A 17602-nucleotide genomic window follows, 5' to 3' on the forward strand; every position below is an offset into this window, starting at 1 on the left:
ATGTCTGAACTCAAGCCCTTCATCGCCAAGGTCGCAGCGCGCCAGTCTCTGACTGGCGCAGAGGCCGAACGCGCCTTCGATATCATCATGTCTGGAGAGGCAACGCCGTCGCAGATCGGCGGCTTTCTCATGGCACTTAGGGTGAAGGGTGAAACGGTTGACGAGATTGTTGGCGCGGTGACCACCATGCGCGCCAAAATGCTCAAGGTTGCCGCGCCTGAGGGCGCGGTTGACATCGTCGGCACGGGCGGAGACGGAACCGGAACCTACAATATTTCAACCCTCGCCGCCATCATTGCGGCAGGAGCCGGGACCCCGGTCGCCAAGCATGGCAACCGTGCCCTGTCATCAAAATCGGGAGCGGCTGACAGCCTGTCGGAGCTTGGCGTCAAGCTAGACATCGGCCCCCAGCTTATCAGCCGCTGTATTGCCGAGGCGGGTATTGGCTTTATGTTTGCCCAGACCCATCATGCGGCAATGCGCCATGTCGGCCCGTCCCGCGTGGAACTTGGCACCCGCACGATCTTCAATCTTCTCGGGCCGCTGTCCAGCCCGGCCGGCGTCAAGCACCAGTTGCTCGGCGTCTATTCAGACGAATGGGTGGAGCCGCTGGCTGAAGTGCTGCGCGACCTCGGCTCTGAGCGCGTGTGGATCGTTTATGGTTCAGGCATGGACGAAATCACCACGACAGGCCGGACCAATGTCGCCGAACTGAGCGATGGCAAGATCAGGACCTATGAATTGACGCCTGCCGATTTTGGCGTTCCCACGGTTGGGCTGTCTGCCCTTCAGGGCGGGGATGGCAAGGTCAATGCCCGGGCTTTGCGTGATGTTCTGTCCGGCGCGCAAAATGCCTATCGCGATGTCGCGCTTTGCAATGCCGCTGCGGCCCTGCTGATTGCGGGCAAGGGCGAAACCATTGCCGATGCCATGGCCATTGCAGCCGATGCTCTCGACAGCGGAAATGCGGCGGCAGCGCTGGATCGACTTGTTGCCGTTTCCAATGAGGAAGAGGAGGCCGCCTAGCCATGACCGATATTCTGAAGAAGATCGAGGTCTATAAGCGCGCGGAAATTGCTGCTGCCAAGGCCGTCTGCCCGCTTGACGAGATCAAGGCGAAAGCCGCTGATCAGGATGCGCCCCGCGGTTTCTACAAGGCGTTGCGGGCCAAACAGGACGCCGGACTTTTTGGCCTGATTGCCGAAATCAAGAAGGCGAGCCCGTCCAAAGGCCTGATTCGGGCCGATTTCGATCCGCCGGCCTTCGCCAAAGCCTATGAAGACGGTGGGGCCGCCTGTCTTTCTGTCCTGACCGATGCGCCGAGCTTTCAGGGCGCGCCGGAATTTCTCGTCGCAGCGCGGGCTGCCTGCAGTCTGCCGGCCTTGCGCAAGGATTTTCTGTTTGAGCCCTATCAGGTTTATGAGGCGCGCGCTTGGGGTGCCGACTGTATCCTGATCATCATGGCGAGCCTTTCCGATGATGACGCCGAGCGTCTCCAGGACACCGCGTTTGAACTTGGCATGGACGCACTGATCGAGGTTCATAATGCCGAGGAATGCGAGCGGGCGCTGAAGCTTTCCTCGCCGATGATCGGCATCAACAACCGCAATCTGCGCAATTTCGAAGTATCGCTGGAGACCAGCGAGCGGCTGTCGCGGATGATTCCGGATGACCGCTTCATGGTCGGTGAAAGCGGGATCTTCACGCATGATGATTGCCTGAAGCTTGAAAAGTCCGGCATTTCAACCTTCCTCGTCGGCGAAAGTCTGATGCGCCAGAGCGATATCGCAGCGGCGACCCGCGGTCTGCTGTTCGGCCGTGCCGAGGATGTTGCAGCCCAATGAGTGAAGACGCTCCTCGCCTGACGCATCTTTCCGAAACCGGCAAGGCGGATATGGTCGATGTCGGCCAGAAAGCCGTGACAGAGCGCCGGGCGACGGCTGAAGGTTCAGTCCGCATGAAACCGGAGACGCTGGCGCTGATCCTCAGCGGCAATGCGAAAAAGGGTGATGTCATTGCCACGGCGCGGCTCGCCGGCATCATGGCGGCAAAGAAGACCGCCGATCTTATTCCGCTGTGCCACCCGCTGATGCTGACCAGGATCGCCGTCGATATTGAGCCAATGGAGGATCTGCCTGGCCTTCATGTGACTGCAACCGTCGGGCTGGCCGGTCAGACCGGGGTTGAAATGGAGGCACTGACCGCTGTTTCCGTCGCCTGTCTCACCATTTACGACATGGCCAAGGCTGTTGATCGTGCCATGGAAATCGGCGCGGTCCGCCTTGTTGCGAAAAGTGGTGGCAAAAGCGGTGATTTCCAGCGCAAGGCCGTGTGAGCCATGAAAGCACCCCTCCTCCCCGTGGAAGATGCCTTGCAGCGGCTCCTGGCAATGGCCTCACCGGTGAGCGTTCATGAGAGCGTGTCGCTTGGCGAGGCTGATGGGCGTGTGCTTGCGCATGGCCTGTCTGCCCGGCTGACCCATCCTCCCTTTGCCGCATCTGCCATGGATGGCTATGCCGTTGCCGCGCCACAGGGTGTTTCCGCTTCAAGCGTTTTCAGCGTGATTGGCGAGACGGCCGCCGGAGATCCGCCGGCATCAGACCTTCGTTCCGGTGAAGCCATGCGCATTTTTACCGGTGCGCCCATGCCCGCAAATGCCGATACGGTCGTTATTCAGGAGGATACTGAACGCCTTGAAGATGGCACGATCATCGTGACAGAGGGCGTCGCGGGCGGCGCGAATGTGCGTTCCGCCGGGCTCGATTTTTCCGTTGGCCAACCGATCCTTGGCGCTGGCCGCAAACTCGATTTTCGCGCGATCTCTCTTGCCGCCGCCGCCGGGCATGACCGGCTTGATGTTTATCGCAAGCCGAAACTCGCCATTCTTGCCACGGGCAACGAGCTGGTGCCACCGGGAACCACACCCGGAACCGGCCAGATCGTCGCCTCAAGCGGAACGGGCATTTCAGCCCTGATGCGAGCCAGCGGTGCTGAGGTCTTCGATTGTGGTATCGCCGGTGACAGTGAAACGGCGACGCGAGCGGCGATTGCTGCAGCATTGGAGAAGGCGCCAGATGTGCTGGTCACCATTGGCGGTGCGTCTGTCGGCGACCATGATCTGGTGCGACCCGTGCTGCAATCCATGGGCATGACGCTGGACTTCTGGCGCATCGCCATGCGCCCAGGAAAACCGTTGATGGTTGGAAAACTGGATGGCACCATCATCGTCGGCCTGCCCGGTAATCCGGTCTCCAGCTTTGTCTGTGCGCTGGTCTTCCTTGAACCGTTGATGCGCATGATGGCTGGCTTGCCGCCAGCGAAGCGCTTGCTGAGGGCGCGGCTTTCCGGAAAGCTGCCGCCGAACGGTCCCCGTCAAGCTTATCTCCGGGCGCGGATTGTCCAGAATGCAACGGGCGTGGTTGTGGCGGAGCCGCTGCTTCAGCAGGATTCTTCCCTGCTCAGCGTTCTGGCGCTGGCTGACGCTTTGCTGATCCGGGCAACGCATGCGCCAGAGGCAAAAGATGGCGACCCGGTAGACGTGCTTATGCTCGACTCGTGAATATATAAAAACAATGGTTTATTGAGGCTGGCTGATTAATCACCTTAATTTCCGGTTTAGACCCATTCGGCCTGCTGGCGCGCTGCGTTGGCAAAGGCGAGCATCTTGATCCGCAGCACTTCCTCTTCCATGGCAATGCCGGCCTCGGCAAAATCCCGCATGAGCTTGCGCAGTACATCCTCGTCACCAAGACGGGTGAAGTCGGCAGCGATGACTTCGCTTGCATAGACTTCAAGATCTTCGCGGCCGAGCAGTTGCGCCGCCCATGCGGCAAGCATGCGATTGCGGCGTGCGGTATTGCGGAAGCGCATGGCCTCCTGATGGGCAAAGGCAGCCTCGAAGGCCTGTTCACGGTCGTAAAGCAGATTGGCCATATCACGTCTCCCTTGTCCTTGATGTCGCAACCCGAAGCGGCGCGATTTCTTTGGAATTGTCAAAAGGATGACGCTAAAACTGACGATTGAAAAGCACCCTGTTGAAGCTAATTCGATTGAAATTCTTTAGCTTAATCGATTTTTATGACTCGGCTTCTCGCCACAATGCGCGATTAGGGTTGGAAATATGTGCGCCCGCATTGAGTATGAATTGCATTTTCGCTATTGCGGCGCTTAATAAAAGAACTGCGCAGACATTCTGCTGCGCCAACGAAGCGAGTTCATCATGAATCGTCGCCGCCGCGTCTATGAGGGCAAGGGCAAGATCCTCTATGAGGGGCCTGAGCCCGGAACATTGATCCAGTTTTTCAAGGACGACGCCATAACCGTGCCGGAAGCCCGGGCCGAGACCATTGATGGCAAGGGCGTATTGAACAACCGCATTTCCGAATATGTCTTCACCCATCTCAACCAGATGGGTATTCCGACCCATTTCATCCGCCGGCTGAACATGCGCGAGCAGCTGATCAAGGAAGTCGAGATGATCCCGCTCGTCGTTGCCGTGCGCAATGTCGCCGCCGGTTCCTTTTCGCGCCGCCTCGGCCTTGAAGAGGGGACTATTCTGCCGCGCTCGATCATCGAGTTCAATCTGAAGTCCGATGAGCTTAACAACCCGCTGGTCTCGGAAGAACACATCACCGCGTTTGGCTGGGCAAGCCCGCCCGAGCTTGATGACATGATGGCGCTGGCGATCCGGATCAATGATTTCCTCTCGGGGCTCTTTCTTGGCGCCGGTATCCAGCTTATCGACTTCAAGATCGAATGTGGCCGCTATTATGAAGGCGATACGATGCGCATCATTCTGGCCGATGAGATTTCGCCCGATTCCTGCCGCCTGTGGGATATTTCCAGCCGGGAAAGGCTGGATCGTGACCGGATGCGACTGGACAAGAGCGGCGTCTTGAGTGCTTATTCCGAAGTCGCCCGCCGACTTGGCATCATCAATGAGAACGAACCTGCCCGCGCCAGCGGACCGGTTCTGGTTAAATAGTGTTGGGGAAATAGCAGTGATTAAAGCACGCGTAATCGTCACCCTGAAGAACGGCGTTCTCGATCCGCAGGGAAAGGCTATCGAAGGAGCGCTTGGCACGCTCGGATTCGGCGGCGTCAGTGAAGCGCGTCAGGGCAAGGTTTTCGAACTGTCTCTCGACACCTCCGATGCGGACGCCGCCCGCACCGAAGTCGCCGCGATGTGCGAAAAGCTGCTGGCCAATACGGTCATCGAGAATTACGCAATCGAGATCGCCTGAGCGACGCCGAAGGACTTCTGCCATGAAAACCGCCCTGATCCAGCTTCCCGGCCTCAACCGCGACCGTGATATGATGGCCGCCATCACCAAGATTTCCGGTGTTCCTCCGGTGACGGTCTGGCAGACGGAAACGGAATTGCCTGATGTCGATCTGATCGTCATTCCTGGCGGCTTTTCTTATGGTGACTATCTGCGTTGCGGCGCCATTGCGGCACGCATGCCAGCGCTGCAGGCTGTGGCTGAGAAGGCGCGTCAGGGCGTGCGCGTCATTGGCGTATGCAATGGCTTCCAGATCCTTGTCGAGGCGGGGCTCCTGCCCGGTGCACTCATGCGCAATGCCTCGCTGAAATTCGTCTGCCGCGAGGTCAAGCTTGAGGTCGCCAATAACAAGACGGCTTTTACCAGTAACTACGCCGAAGGCCAGATCATCCGTTGCCCGGTTGCCCATCATGACGGCAATTATTTCGCTGAGCCGGAGACGCTCGCAGCGATGGAAGACAAGGGCCAGGTTGTCTTCCGCTACGCAGACGGCACCAACCCCAACGGTTCGGTTCACGATATTGCCGGCATCGTCAACGAGGCCGGCAATGTTCTCGGCATGATGCCGCATCCCGAGAACCTGATCGAAGCCGCCCATGGCGGCAGTGATGGCCGTGCCTTGTTCGAGGCGGCGCTTGGCATCGTAGAGCCCGCCTGATCACCGTTTCTTTCGGAAACTGAAATGCAAAAAGACGCCGGGCAAAACCCGGCGTCTTTTGGTTCATCTTTCGTCGCCGAAAGCTCAGGAACTGGCCTCAGACTTGCGGCTGCGGCTGCTCCGCTTCGACTTGCCTTCACCCTTTGGCGCATCAGCCTTGAGTTCCGACGGCTTGACCGGTGTCGAATCCGGAATGGCTTCCAGGACCAACTCGCTGGCAGCGCCTTCCGTTTTCTTGACGGTAACGCGAACGATCCCGCCCTTCTTCAGCTTGCCGAACAGGATCTCATTGGCCAGAGGCTTCTTGATGTGTTCCTGAATGACGCGCGACAGCGGCCGTGCGCCCATCTTCTCATCATAGCCACGCTCGGCCAGCCATTCGATTGCCGCATCTTCCAGTTCGAAGGTGACGTTGCGATCGGAAAGCTGCGTTTCCAGCTGCATGATGAACTTCTGCACGACCTGGTGGATGACCTCGGTGGGCAGCGGCGCGAAGGGAATGATCGCGTCGAGACGGTTGCGGAATTCCGGCGTGAACATACGGTTCAGCGCTTCTTCATCATCACCCGTCCGCTTTGATGAGCCAAAGCCGATCGCGGATTTCGACATTTCTGTCGCACCGGCATTGGTGGTCATGATCAAGATCACATTGCGGAAGTCGATCTTCTTGCCGTTGTGATCGGTCAGCGTGCCATGATCCATGACCTGCAGCAGGATATTGTAGATATCCGGATGCGCTTTCTCGATCTCGTCAAGCAGCACGACACAATGCGGGTGCTGGTCGACGCCATCGGTCAGCAGGCCACCCTGATCGAAGCCGACATAGCCGGGAGGTGCGCCAAGCAGACGGGACACCGTATGGCGCTCGCCATATTCGGACATGTCGAAGCGGAGCAGTTCCACGCCAAGCGAGGAGGCCAGCTGCTTCGAGACTTCCGTCTTGCCGACACCGGTCGGGCCGGAGAAGATATAGGAGCCGATCGGCTTGTTGGGTTCGCGCAGGCCCGCACGGGCGAGCTTGATCGCGGTCGCAAGCGCATCGATCGCCGCATCCTGCCCGTAAACGACAGAGCGCAGTTCCTTTTCCAGATTGGCAAGCACCTGCTCGTCATCCTTGGACACTGTCTTCGGCGGGATCCGGGCCATCGTCGCAATCGTCGCCTCGATCTCCTTTTCGGTGATCATCTTGCGGCGCCGCGATGCAGGCAGCAGCATCTGTGCCGCACCGCTTTCATCAATCACGTCAATGGCCTTGTCCGGCAGCTTGCGGTCAGTGATGTAACGGGCCGACAGCTCGACAGCCGCCTTGATCGCCTCATTCGTGTAGCGCAGGTTGTGATATTCCTCGAAATAGGGCTTCAGCCCCTTCATGATCTCGATGGCATCATCAACGCTTGGTTCATTGACGTCGATCTTCTGGAAGCGGCGCACCAGCGCCCTGTCCTTCTCAAAGAACTGGCGGTATTCCTTGTAGGTGGTCGAACCGATGCAGCGGATCGTTCCGGAGGAAAGCGCAGGCTTCAGCAGGTTGGACGCATCCATCGCCCCACCCGAGGTCGCACCTGCACCGATGACGGTGTGGATCTCGTCAATGAACAGCACCGCGCCGTCATATTCTTCGAGTTCCTTGACCACCTGCTTCAGACGCTCCTCGAAGTCACCGCGATAACGCGTTCCCGCCAGAAGCGTGCCCATGTCGAGCGAAAAGATCGTCGCATCAAGCAGCGCTTCAGGGACCTTGCCCTCGACAATGCGCTTGGCCAGACCTTCGGCAATCGCCGTCTTGCCGACGCCGGGGTCACCGACATAAAGCGGATTGTTCTTGGAGCGGCGGCACAGAACCTGAATGGTCCTATTGACTTCCGATTCTCGGCCGATCAGTGGATCGATCTTGCCGCTCATCGCCTTCTCATTGAGATTGACGCAATAGGCCTTCAGCGCATCCGGCTGCTTGCGGCCGGTTTCCTCGCTGTCGCGCGGCTGGCTGGCCTCGCTTTCTTCCGACGCGCCGGAAATACCGCGTGGCGGCCGGCTCTCCGATGTACCCGGCTTCTTGCCGATACCGTGGGAGATGAAGTTGACGGCGTCGTAGCGCGTCATCTCCTGCTGCTGCAGGAAGAAGGCAGCATGGCTTTCACGTTCCGCGAAAATCGCCACCAGCACATTGGCGCCGGTCACTTCTTCGCGGCCGGACGACTGGACATGAATGACAGCACGCTGGATCACGCGCTGAAAGCCCGAGGTCGGTTTGGAATCCTCATCATAACCGGTGACCAGATTGGCCAGTTCGGTATCGACATATTCGGTTACGTTCTTACGCAGGACGTCGAGGTCTACACTGCAGGCGCTCATGACGGCAGCGGCATCCGAATCATCGATCAGCGCCAGGAGAAGATGTTCCAGCGTTGCATATTCGTGATGCCGTTCATTTGCATAGGTCAGAGCCTGATGCAGCGCCTTTTCAAGACTGGGAGAAAATGTTGGCACGATCAGAACCTCACTTCTTTTCCATGACACATTGCAATGGATGCTGATGCTGGCGGGCGAAATCCATGACCTGACTGACCTTGGTTTCAGCCACTTCATAGGTATAAACACCGCATTCACCGACGCCATTATTGTGGACGTTCAACATGATGCGGGTCGCCGCCTCGCGATCCTTCTGGAAAAAGCGCTCCAGAATGTGAACCACGAATTCCATTGGCGTATAGTCATCGTTCAACAGGAGAACCCGGTAGAGGCTGGGTTTTTTAGCCTTGGGCTTTGTGCGCGCGATCACCGCTGTTCCGCGGTTCGGATTGCCCCCTTTTTCGGGTGGATCATCTTGCATCCGGATCGGCATCGCGATCATTTCATCTGGCTCCGTTTATCCTTTCGGGTCTCAACGAAGATATCATCAGGCCCATGCTTCTTATCTCTATCTGTTCGTTCCGAGTTCGTTTTCAAGCTCCCTTCGACAAATACGATCTTAATGCTCATCGCGCGACGTTGTCATTAAGAAAATATGTCCGACCTGCCGGACGTCAGTTCTGTCCAACCGGAATTTGACGGGCCGAAATCAAAGCAACATTACGCGGTCTGAAGAGATCTCTTCAGTCTGGTCGCTTCCGATCTCATCTAAGGCTGTGGAAGTGAGGTTGAGGCGAATAGAACGATGACAGGCACGCCGTCAGTCGAAACCTCCGGACGCGCCTTTTCTCGCAAATGGTATCGATCAATGGATGTTTCAATGCATCGCGTTGATGAAGCCAGGCCGATAAAAATAATTTATCGGTGGCGGCAGCAGTTCGGTTGGAGTGGAAATACCCCCACCCCTATTCACAATAGTGCTTGCCGGAGTTGCGCTGCATCAGATCGAGGTGCAGATGGTCGTCGTGCTCAGGATAGCCGGGGCCGAGCACGGTATTGAAATAGGAGCAGCTGTCTTTGCGGATGGCCGTCAGCAATCCCCTCTCCCGAAAGGCAAAGATGCTCTTTTTTGAGACCTCGATGGTCTTGCCGTTTTTCAGAGTCAGGCCGCCAATATCAATTGCGTTGCCGGTTGCATGTTCCGACCAGTCGGTGTTTTTCTTGCCATTATTCATGCGGCGGCATGAATAGCCCCCCATTGTGTTGATGGAGGCAATGCCGGTGAGGTAGCGCACGCGCACGGCCGGTGCGACGTCATTTTGCACCCATTCGGCAAGCGACAGTGCCGTTTCGCAATTGATCGTGACCGCAGGCGAAACCTTGATGTCACCCGAAAGTCCCCTGAGTTTGATCGGATAAGGCACGTCGCAGTGAACGCCGTTGGCAATGGCTTCCATTTCGGCAAACGTCACGCCCATTTTGGCAAGTTCGCTGCGGCACTGGCGCTCGGCAAGCGGCATGATCTGCGGCAGCTTGCTCTGTGAAGGGGATTGCGACGCGGGCGGCATCTGCGACATGTCAGGGCGCGACACAGGCGCGATTGACGCGGTTTCAATCGGGTCGACGTTCGGATTGCTTTCGGCAATGACCGCTGCGACTGCATCCTGCGTTGAACCGGTGGTGCTGATCTCTGCCCTTGTTACTGTCACAGACGGTTGCTCGGCGGCAAAGCCGAGATAGCCATCAATAGAAGTGCCCTGCCCCGCTGATGTCTGTGCAACGACCTGATCTGCAGATGGTGTTGCGACGGTCTTGGCTGTCGAGCGAGCGGGGGTTGCTGTCGCGGTCTGACCGGGTGCCGGCGTCGGGATCGGTGCCTGCTGCGGTGTTGCTGTTGCGACCCTGGTTTGCGGCGGTGGAGACGTGTCCTTCGTGTCGATCGAAAATGAAGTCATCAGCCCCGAGACTGAACACGACGTCAGGGCAGCCGTAAGGGCGGCTATAGAAGCCGTCCGCCGAAGGAGCGAGGGATACGCCATACTATTCCGCTCTTTTTTCTCAAACCGATAGAGGGATTAAAGCAGAGAAGCGTAAACAAATGCTTTGTTCTCGGCGCTTTTGCATGGCTGGCTTGCGCTTTGTCATCTTGTATCGGCAGGACGGATTTCTCATGTTCCGCACAGTTGCCTCACACAGGCTGAGGGCGAAAACGACCAATTCAGGAGTTGGAGATGATTGATACTGGGTCGCCGAAGGGCGAACTGACCATGCGGACAGTCGCGATGCCGGCAAATGCCAATCCGGCAGGTGATATTTTTGGCGGCTGGGTGATGTCGCAGATGGACCTTGCGGCCTTTGTTCGCGCTTCGGAGCGGGCTGCCAACCGTACTGTCACGGCCGCGGTCAACTCCATGTCTTTCAAGCTTCCGGTCAAGATTGGCGATACGCTCTGCGTCTATACCCATTTTGATCGGGTCGGACGCACCTCCATGACTGTCGATGTTGAGGCCTGGGTGCATCGCCATGACAAGCCGAAGCGTGAAAAGGTGACGGAAGCGCAGTTTGTCATGGTCGCGGTCGACAAGGACGGTCAACCGACACCGGTGCCACCGCAGCACTGACAGAGGCACCTTCAGCGTTGAAGGCAGGGGCAATCTCGCGTTACAGCTTGTAAATACAGCCAATGTGACGAATCGGAACGACCTGATGCCTGCCACAACGCCGCCAAAATCCGGCCTGCCCCGCTTTTTCCTGCGTCGGACGGGGGCTTTCATCATCGACAGCCTGATCTATTCGGTGCTGTTCACCTTTCTGGTGGGGGCCGTGGGCTTTCTGCTGCCCGCGCTGCAGCCGGCGCTTGGGACGTCATTTCTGAACAGCCGAACCTGTTCCAGTACCGATGTGCCAGCCATTGCCGGCGATATTGAATCGCTCTGGCCTGATGCCGGCGGCGATGGCCTCAAAGCACAACGCTGTATTGTCGACAGTGTTTTCATGGCGAAGAAATATTATGTCGTGGTCACCGAAACCCGGAAGGGTGGCGATGGAACCGATGAGACGCGCTCGGTTTCGATCCAGACCGATGCCGCCGGGACGCCGATTTTTCCACCTCCCTTTGCAGACCGCCTGACCAGCCTGCTCGATATCGCTTTTCTGCCGCTCTATTTTGCTGTTGCCACGGGGCTGTTCGGCTGGACGCCGGGTAAGCGTGTTCTCTCCCTCATCGTCACCCGCCAGCCCTATGAAAAGCATCCGGAATCCATTGGTTTTGCTGTTTCCGTGAAGCGTGAATATCTGAAATTCTGGCCAATCTGCGTCTTTGCTGTCATTCAGTTCGTCCTGTCGGGAGCTGCGCCGGAGATCCATTCGATTGCCGAGGCTGTGGCAATGCTGGACGTGATTGCCACGCCGAGCCGCGCCCTTGGCCTCTCGTTGCTATCCGGTTCGGCTACCATTCTGGTTCTGTTCGTCTGGTGGGTCTTCCCGCTGACATTGTGGCGCGGCCGCATGTATCACGATGCCATGTGCGGCAGTTTTGTCGTGGCGCGCAACTGAAGCTGAACTTAACCGTTCAACTGCGTTTCCATGGCGGAATAGCTGAGTCCGGGAAACACGGTGTTGGCCAGCGTGCTGCGGGAGATCCCGAACTGGCGGGCGAGCATCAGCGCAAAGATTTCGCGGACGTCGGCAGTCGGCTTCAGGTCGCGATCATCGAGAAGGTCACCATCCTTCAGTCCGGGCCAGTTGGTGATAATGCGGCCGCCGGGGATCGCGCCGCCCGCCAGAATGGCACAGCTGCCGGTTCCGTGATCCGTGCCGCCCGTCCCGTTCTGGCGGGCCGTGCGGCCGAATTCGGTTGTTGCGATCACGGCAGTGTGGCGCCATGCCGCTTCTCCCATCGTCAGCTTCAATGTCACAATGGCGTTCGCCAGCGTGTCCGTGGCGCTGTCGAATTGCTGCTTCTGGTTGACATGCGTATCCCATCCCAGCACCGAGAAGGCTGCCATGCGATATTCATCCTTCAAGAAGCTGCCGGCCATGCGGGCAAGGCCAATTGTCGAAGCGCCGGGCTTGCCCTTGCCGAAAATGGAACGGGTGTTCTGATCGGCGTCCAGTGCCTGACGGAAGGCGGCAGCAAAGTCCCGGTCGCTGGAAAACAGGTGCTGCAGCATGGCAATCTCGTCACCCGACATGCCGATGCCGTCGCGCGGCGACCAGATTTCCGCGGGGCTATTGCCCTGAAGGATGAGGTCAGCGCCGGTCGCAACATCAATTGCGCGAATATCACCGCCACGCACCAGGCCAACCGCACGGTTCAGCCAGCCGCTGCTTTCGGCATGGCTGCTGCCGCCGGTTTCAAGAATGTCCTGACCATCGAAATGGCTGCGCTGATTGCGATAGGGGGTCGAAACAGCATGTACGAAGCTCAGTTCCTGTGACCGGAACAGTGGATAAAGCTCTTTTGCGGCCGGATGCAGACCGAAGCGTCCATCGAGGTCCAGCAAACCTTTATCGGGTGTCAGCGCCAGTTCTGGCCGAAGGGAAATCAGCCGCGGATCACTATAGGGCTGAACCAGATCAAGCCCGTCCATCGCGCCGCGCAGAACAATGGCGACGAAGCGATTTTCGCCCTCCCCCTTCGCCAGCGCGAACCGGCTGGTGAGCGGCAGGGCAGCGAGAGAGCAGGCACCGGTGAGAAAGGCGCGGCGGCTGCTATTCGTAACAACATCCATTGATCATCCTTCATCGCTGATTGAATTGCGGGGATGCCAGAATGGCGAGCCGTGCAGCCTCACGGCTTGGTGCACGAGCGATAACGTTCTCAAGTGTCGCTGATGTCAGCGGTCCCAGCGCATTGTCAGCCAGCTGAGCAGGCTCGATTTGTGAATTGATATGCCGTGTCAGTTGTTGTGCGAGCTGCAGCCGCGCCGCCAGCTGATGTGCGGTAATCCAGCTCTCGCGGTCCTCGTCAAATCCCCTTGGACTTGGCGGATCCCATATGTCCTGCCCCATTGATGGAAGCGCTTCGTTGAATAATTGGTCAATATCGCTGCCGGCAAGTGTCCTGCGACTGACCGTCAGGGCACGCAGCGATGATATGAGATAGTCGCAGGGCTGTTTTGCCTTGCCAAATTCGGGTGACCACGCAGATGGATGACACAGCATCACCCAATAGACCTGATCCAGCGCGCCGCCGCTTTCGACCCAGGTCTGCGTCATGGCGGAAACCAGTTGCTCATCCGGCTGGTCGGATATGAAATGAACGGCCAGCTTGCGGCTAATGGTTTCGGCGGTTTGCGGCGCGACCGAAAGATCGGTGAGAAAGCGATCAATATCGGAAAGATTGTGCCCGTCGGCCGCGTAGCGACGCCCCATTATGGTAAATGGCCCCGCTGCACTGCGTGACGGATCGAAAACAGCGCGCATTTTCGGGCGCTCGACTGTCAGTCCGGCAAGCAGATAAGCCGCCTGGCGCACATCATCCTGCGTGTAGCCGCTGCCAGCCCCAAGCGTATGGAGTTCCAGAAGCTCTCGCCCGAGATTTTCGTTGATGCCCCGGTCCTGTTTTTGCCCAGCGCGGGAATCTGGATCCATGGATGTCGTCTGATCGAGATAGATCAGCATGGCCGGGTCAAGTATGGCGGCGCGCAGAAGCATGGCGAAGGACCCGGCGATATTCGGCCTGATGCGCTCAGCCTCGAATAATGGAACCATCAGACGGAGCTCCGGCGCCTTGCTGCTGGCTATACTGAAGTGATCCGACCAGAAGCGAACAAGTCGCTGGCCAAAGCCATCGGATGACATGACTGCATCACGCAGCATCATCACGCGGTCCTGTTCCATTGTGCGCGAAGCGGTGACGCGGAGCTGACGAAGCGCCTCCCTGTTGCTTTCGTCCTGCAATTGGTGCTGGCGGCGGGCCGTAAATTGCCCGACATAGCTATTCAACTCCCGCTTGCGCTTATCAATGCCGCCAACGGGATATGACGCCCGGGTGCGCGCAACGGTATGTGCCATTTGCAAGATAGACTGGGGGCTGCCGAACTTGCCATGATCTGCTGGCAACCCGTAGCCGAAGCGAATGGCGGCGATGGTGACTTGACTATCATGCATCTGCTTTGAAATCCGGCCCTGTGTCGCAGTCATCGTGCAGGCGCACCGATTAAGAATCGGTTGAACTGGCGTACGCCAGCAATCTTGCTGCACCGTTCGCTAACGGTTACAGTTTAAATGTGGAGAAAATGAAGAAGGTTCATGGCAATTTGCTGCACTGCGGCTAAAATTCGCCCGAGCGTCGGATTTTCCAGGCTTTGTCCGGTCTGGGGCTGATGTGAGATCAGCTGCTCAGGATCGAAGTTCCGTTTTCGTTCTGTTTTTGCCGGGCGGGCTCTTCCAATTTTGCGGGGAAGCGTCCATATTCCGGTCATGGCCAGATCACCAAAGAAACCAGTACCTGATAACGGCTTTGAGGAAGCGCCTCAGGCCCCGTTTGAGGCGGCACCCTTTGAGGGTTCCGTCAGCGACTGGGTGAAAGATCTTGAGCGCGAAGCGGAAGCCGAAGCGACGGATTCTCAGCGCAAACTCGCCTCCCGCGCCGGCAAGCATCGTGCCCGTGCTTCCGATGGTGCCAGCACGCGTGGCGGCCGGGAAAACCCGACAGCGGGACGGACCGCGCGCGGTGTTTCGCTTGGCGCTTCAAATGACCCCAAAACACGCGCTGCCGCAGGTCTCAATCCGGTTGCCGGTGTCGATGTTTCACTCGAAGAAGCCGGTACGCTTGCGACCGGTGCCGTTACAGCGACCGTGGATGCGCTTTCAAAACTGATCGAGAGCGGCAATCCGCTGTTCAAGGATGGCAAGATCTGGACGCCACACCGTCCCGAGCGGCCCGAGAAATCGGAAGGCGGAATTCCGCTGAAGATGGTGACGGAATATAAGCCGTCAGGCGATCAGCCGACGGCAATCGCCGATCTCGTCGAGGGGTTGGGTTCCGGTGAGCGCAGTCAGGTTCTGCTGGGCGTGACCGGATCGGGCAAGACGTTCACCATGGCGAAGGTCATCGCGGAGACGCAGCGCCCTGCCGTCATCCTGGCGCCCAACAAGACACTGGCAGCGCAGCTCTATTCGGAGTTCAAGAACTTCTTTCCCGACAATGCGGTGGAATATTTCGTTTCCTATTACGATTACTACCAGCCCGAGGCCTATGTGCCGCGCTCGGATACCTATATCGAGAAGGAATCCTCGATCAACGAACAGATCGACCGCATGCGTCACGCGGCAACACGCGCCATTCTTGAGCGTGATGACTGTATTATCGTCGCTTCCGTTTCCTGCATCTATGGTATCGGTTCGGTCGAAACCTATACGGCGATGACCTTTCAGATGGAGGTCGGTGATGTGCTCGATCAGCGCCAATTGCTAGCCGATCTCGTGGCCCAGCAATATAAGCGGCGCGACATGGATTTTCAGCGCGGCTCCTTCCGTGTTCGCGGCGATACGATCGAGATCTTTCCGGCCCACCTTGAGGACGCGGCCTGGCGCATTTCGATGTTCGGTGACGAAATTGACCAGATCACCGAATTCGATCCGCTGACCGGGCAGAAAACCGGTGATCTGAAATCTGTCAAAATCTATGCCAACTCGCATTATGTGACACCGCGGCCAACCCTGAATGCAGCGATCAAGGCGATCAAGGAAGAGTTGAAGCAGCGCCTGGAAGAACTTGAAAAAGCTGGACGTTTGCTCGAAGCACAGCGGCTGGAACAGCGCACGCGCTATGACCTGGAGATGATGGAGGCGACGGGATCCTGTGCCGGTATCGAGAACTATTCCCGCTATCTGACCGGTCGGCGCCCAGGGGAGCCGCCGCCGACATTGTTTGAATATATTCCCGACAATGCGCTGATTTTCATCGATGAAAGCCACGTCACGATCCCGCAGATAGGCGGTATGTATCGCGGTGACTTCCGGCGAAAGGCGACGCTGGCGGAATATGGCTTCCGCCTGCCCTCCTGTATGGATAACCGGCCGTTGCGCTTTGAGGAATGGGATGCGATGCGCCCGGATACGGTTGCCGTATCGGCGACGCCCGGCAATTGGGAGATGGAGCAGGCTGGCGGCGTCTTTGCCGAGCAGGTCATCCGCCCGACCGGCCTGATCGACCCGCCGGTGGAAATTCGCCCGGCCAAGGCGCAGGTCGACGACGTGCTGGGAGAGATTCGCGAGACCGCGCAGAAGGGATATCGCACGCTGGTCACCGTTCTGACCAAACGCATGGCCGAAGATCTCACCGAATATCTGCACGAACAGGGTGTTCGGGTGCGTTACATGCATTCCGATATCGATACGCTGGAGCGGATCGAGATCATTCGCGATCTGCGGCTCGGCGCCTTCGACGTACTTGTCGGCATCAACCTTCTGCGCGAGGGACTGGATATTCCCGAATGCGGTTTCGTTGCCATTCTCGATGCAGACAAGGAAGGTTTCCTGCGATCGGAAACCTCGCTCATTCAGACCATCGGTCGCGCAGCGCGAAATGTCGACGGCAAGGTCATCCTGTATGCAGACCAGATCACCGGATCGATGCAGCGCGCAATGGACGAGACCGCGCGACGGCGCGAGAAGCAACTCGCCTATAATGAGGAGCACGGCATCACGCCGGAATCGGTCAAGGCCAAGATTTCCGACATTCTCGATTCCGTCTACGAAAAGGATCACGTCCGCGCCGATATCGGCGGCAAGGATGGCAAGGGCTTCGCTGCCGGAGGCCATCTGGTTGGAAACAACCTTCAGGCTCACCTTGATGCGCTGGAGAAGAATATGCGCGATGCGGCGGCCGATCTCGACTTCGAGACGGCGGCGCGCCTGCGTGATGAGATCAAGCGGCTGAAAGCGGCTGAGCTTGCCAATATGGACGACCCGATGGCGAAGGAGGAAGCGCGCGGTGCCGAGACGCGCAAATCTGCATCGGGCTATTTTGCCAAGCCGTCTCTTGATGACATGGGGCCGGGAACCGACACCGCCAAACCGCTGTTCCGCAAGAATACACTGGATGAGATGACGGTGGGACGCACGGAAAAGCCTGCAGGAGGCGATGCAAAGCCGGTGAAGCGTGGCAAGATCGGTGCTGGCAGCTATGAGGATCCGGCCGAATCCAAGGCACGTGGGCGGCGCAGTGGCAAGACCGGAAAGCCGGGACAATAAATACGCCTGCTACGGCTATGCGACAGGGATTTGCCCTGTTTCATTTCGATGTTGAGCGGCCCCAGCTCTCTTGTCTTGAAAGGCGGAACCAGCTGGCCGAAAGCATTGC

Annotated in this window: 17 protein-coding genes; 10 read left to right on the plus strand and 7 right to left on the minus strand. The window is 58.2% G+C overall.

From position 1 onward, the window contains the following. Genes trpD through FJU08_RS00520 form a run of 4 tightly spaced genes read left to right on the plus strand, consistent with a single transcriptional unit; the run spans position 1 to position 3559 of the window. A complete protein-coding gene (gene trpD, locus FJU08_RS00505) occupies positions 1–1026 on the plus strand; it encodes an anthranilate phosphoribosyltransferase (protein ID WP_141147021.1) in 1026 nt (341 codons plus the stop codon). A 2-nt stretch (positions 1027–1028) separates the two neighbouring features. Next, positions 1029–1844 (plus strand): indole-3-glycerol phosphate synthase TrpC, encoded by an 816-nt coding sequence (trpC, locus tag FJU08_RS00510; protein ID WP_141147022.1) that lies wholly within the window; start codon positions 1029–1031, stop codon positions 1842–1844. Continuing rightward, positions 1841–2335 carry a cyclic pyranopterin monophosphate synthase MoaC gene (gene moaC, locus FJU08_RS00515; RefSeq protein WP_141147023.1) on the plus strand — a complete coding sequence of 165 codons (495 nt, stop codon included), beginning with the start codon at positions 1841–1843 and terminating at the stop codon, positions 2333–2335. Before trpC ends, moaC begins: the two co-directional genes overlap by 4 nt. Positions 2336–2338: 3 nt before the next feature. Continuing rightward, entirely contained in the window at positions 2339–3559 is a 1221-nt protein-coding gene (locus tag FJU08_RS00520) for a molybdopterin molybdotransferase MoeA (protein WP_141147024.1), read from the plus strand. 56 nt (positions 3560–3615) lie between these two features. On the opposite strand, the gene FJU08_RS00525 is transcribed toward FJU08_RS00520, so the two are convergent. Next, positions 3616–3933, minus strand: coding sequence for a DUF1476 domain-containing protein (locus FJU08_RS00525; RefSeq protein WP_141147025.1), 318 nt, complete (start codon positions 3931–3933; stop codon positions 3616–3618). Positions 3934–4219: 286 nt separating this feature from the next. On the opposite strand from FJU08_RS00525, the gene FJU08_RS00530 reads away from it, so the two are divergent. From FJU08_RS00530 to purQ, 3 genes are read left to right on the plus strand one after another with little or no spacing between them, the layout of a single operon-like run. Then, positions 4220–4984 (plus strand): phosphoribosylaminoimidazolesuccinocarboxamide synthase, encoded by a 765-nt coding sequence (locus FJU08_RS00530; RefSeq protein ID WP_141147026.1) that lies wholly within the window; start codon positions 4220–4222, stop codon positions 4982–4984. A 16-nt stretch (positions 4985–5000) separates the two neighbouring features. Next, positions 5001–5243, plus strand: coding sequence for a phosphoribosylformylglycinamidine synthase subunit PurS (purS, locus tag FJU08_RS00535; RefSeq protein ID WP_141147027.1), 243 nt, complete (start codon positions 5001–5003; stop codon positions 5241–5243). A gap of 22 nt (positions 5244–5265) precedes the next feature. Further along, positions 5266–5940, plus strand: a complete 675-nt coding sequence (gene purQ, locus FJU08_RS00540; protein ID WP_141147028.1) for a phosphoribosylformylglycinamidine synthase subunit PurQ — start codon at positions 5266–5268, stop codon at positions 5938–5940. A gap of 84 nt (positions 5941–6024) precedes the next feature. On the opposite strand, the gene clpA is transcribed toward purQ, so the two are convergent. The 3 genes from clpA to FJU08_RS00555 all read right to left on the minus strand — a co-directional run bounded on the left by clpA (position 6025) and on the right by FJU08_RS00555 (position 10244). Continuing rightward, positions 6025–8427, minus strand: coding sequence for an ATP-dependent Clp protease ATP-binding subunit ClpA (gene clpA / locus FJU08_RS00545; RefSeq protein WP_141147029.1), 2403 nt, complete (start codon positions 8425–8427; stop codon positions 6025–6027). 10 nt (positions 8428–8437) lie between these two features. Beyond that, entirely contained in the window at positions 8438–8791 is a 354-nt protein-coding gene (gene clpS, locus FJU08_RS00550; protein ID WP_141147030.1) for an ATP-dependent Clp protease adapter ClpS, read from the minus strand. Positions 8792–9254: 463 nt separating this feature from the next. Next, positions 9255–10244 (minus strand): extensin family protein, encoded by a 990-nt coding sequence (locus tag FJU08_RS00555; RefSeq protein WP_181409696.1) that lies wholly within the window; start codon positions 10242–10244, stop codon positions 9255–9257. Positions 10245–10520: 276 nt separating this feature from the next. On the opposite strand from FJU08_RS00555, the gene FJU08_RS00560 reads away from it, so the two are divergent. Further along, positions 10521–10910, plus strand: coding sequence for an acyl-CoA thioesterase (locus FJU08_RS00560; RefSeq protein ID WP_141147032.1), 390 nt, complete (start codon positions 10521–10523; stop codon positions 10908–10910). An 85-nt stretch (positions 10911–10995) separates the two neighbouring features. Further along, a complete protein-coding gene (locus FJU08_RS00565) occupies positions 10996–11844 on the plus strand; it encodes an RDD family protein (RefSeq protein ID WP_141147033.1) in 849 nt (282 codons plus the stop codon). Positions 11845–11852: 8 nt separating this feature from the next. Here the strand turns inward: FJU08_RS00565 and FJU08_RS00570 are convergent, their stop codons facing one another. The 3 genes from FJU08_RS00570 to FJU08_RS22645 form a co-directional block, all read right to left on the minus strand. Continuing rightward, on the minus strand, positions 11853–13022 hold the full coding sequence (locus FJU08_RS00570; protein ID WP_141147034.1) for a DUF1501 domain-containing protein: 1170 nt from the start codon (positions 13020–13022) through the stop codon (positions 11853–11855). Between the two features lie 10 nt (positions 13023–13032). Then, positions 13033–14403: a DUF1800 domain-containing protein gene (locus FJU08_RS00575; RefSeq protein WP_181409697.1), complete on the minus strand. Its 1371-nt coding sequence runs from the start codon at positions 14401–14403 to the stop codon at positions 13033–13035. A gap of 113 nt (positions 14404–14516) precedes the next feature. Continuing rightward, positions 14517–14717 (minus strand): hypothetical protein, encoded by a 201-nt coding sequence (locus FJU08_RS22645; protein ID WP_181409698.1) that lies wholly within the window; start codon positions 14715–14717, stop codon positions 14517–14519. Between FJU08_RS22645 and uvrB the strand changes: the two genes are divergently transcribed. Then, the gene (gene uvrB, locus FJU08_RS00580; RefSeq protein ID WP_141147036.1) at positions 14716–17493 is read left to right on the plus strand and encodes an excinuclease ABC subunit UvrB; all 2778 of its coding nucleotides are present in this window, start codon (positions 14716–14718) and stop codon (positions 17491–17493) included. The two genes, FJU08_RS22645 and uvrB, sit on opposite strands and share 2 nt — an antisense overlap. Positions 17494–17602: the final 109 nt, after the last annotated feature.

Source organism: Martelella alba (assembly GCF_006516955.1).
Taxonomy (GTDB): domain Bacteria; phylum Pseudomonadota; class Alphaproteobacteria; order Rhizobiales; family Rhizobiaceae; genus Martelella; species Martelella alba.